At 53.7% G+C, this 1,203-nt stretch carries 2 protein-coding genes and 1 pseudogene; 2 read left to right on the forward strand and 1 reads right to left on the reverse strand.

Annotated features, from left to right (window positions below; translation table 11 throughout):
- Positions 1-286, forward strand: a 286-nt coding sequence (locus tag BFF42_RS17795) for an integrase core domain-containing protein (RefSeq protein ID WP_000318964.1), incomplete at its 5' end; no start/stop codon positions are given.
- Positions 287-533: 247 nt separating this feature from the next.
- Positions 534-638 (forward strand): annotated as a pseudogene (locus BFF42_RS17805) (IS110 family transposase); the annotation flags it as partial.
- Between the two features lie 31 nt (positions 639-669).
- Here BFF42_RS17805 and BFF42_RS17810 read toward each other — a convergent pair.
- Positions 670-1,203 (reverse strand): IS3 family transposase (locus BFF42_RS17810; protein WP_039060271.1); only part of this gene is annotated, 534 nt, incomplete at its 5' end.

A 1,203-nucleotide genomic window follows, 5' to 3' on the forward strand; every position in this document is an offset into this window, starting at 1 on the left:
AACACGCCAGTTCGCCCGGATGTTGGGACTTGAACCGAAGAACACGGCGGTGCGGAGTCCGGAGAGTAACGGAATAGCAGAGAGCTTCGTGAAAACGATAAAGCGTGACTACATCAGTATCATGCCCAAACCAGACGGGTTAACGGCAGCAAAGAACCTTGCAGAGGCGTTCGAGCATTATAACGAATGGCATCCGCATAGTGCGCTGGGTTATCGCTCGCCACGGGAATATCTGCGGCAGCGGGCTTGTAATGGGTTAAGTGATAACAGATGTCTGGAAATATAGGGGCAAATCCCCATCCCCGCCAGCCCGGCTAAGATGGAGGCACGGCACAGCCCGCACACGACGCTGAGGCTACAGAGCTGAAAACCCACAAGGCCATGCCCCGCATGGCCGGGTAAAGCGGAGCCGGCGGCGACTTCCTTTGTGCTCTGTCCGGGACCGGCAGGAAAAAGGCGGGGATAATGAGATGGTCACCCCCACCCTAACAGCAGTACGCTGTTAAGGTGAATCCCTTAACGGAGAGACCATCATACAGAACATCACACTTATTGGTATCGATCTCGGAAAGCATTCCTTCCACATTCATTGTCAAGACAAGTCTGGTAAGGCTCTTCTGCGTAAAAAATTTACCCAGTACTAAACTGATGCAGTTTCTGGTGAAGTGGTCAACAAAAACTGGCCACCGAGTTAGAGTTTTTCCAGTATCGATTTTCCGATTCGTTTGGGGGTAACCCACCGTTATATTCGTGCGGTCTTAGTGCGCTGTAATATCCAACGATATAGTCCGTTATGGCGTGAGCTGCCTCGCTGAAGCTTACGTAACCCACCACCGGCATCCATTCGTTCTTCAGACTCCTGAAGAAGCGTTCCATTGGGCTGTTATCCCAGCAGTTTCCGCGCCGGCTCATACTCTGTCTGATCTGGTATCGCCACAATAACTGCCGGAACTGCCTGCTCGTATAATGACTGCCCTGATCGCTGTGGAACATCACCCCGCCGGGCTTACCACGGGTTTCCCATGCCATTTCCAGCGCTTTCATGGTGAGCCTGCTGTCCGGCGAGAACGACATGGCCCAGCCCACTGGTTTTCTTGCGAACAGGTCGAGAACAACGGCGAGGTACGCCCAGCGCTTACCCGTCCAGATACAGGTCACATCACCGCACCACACCTGATTTGGCTCGGTCACGGCGAACTGCCT

Source organism: Shigella sp. FC1661 (assembly GCF_001712525.1).
GTDB lineage: Bacteria > Pseudomonadota > Gammaproteobacteria > Enterobacterales > Enterobacteriaceae > Escherichia > Escherichia coli.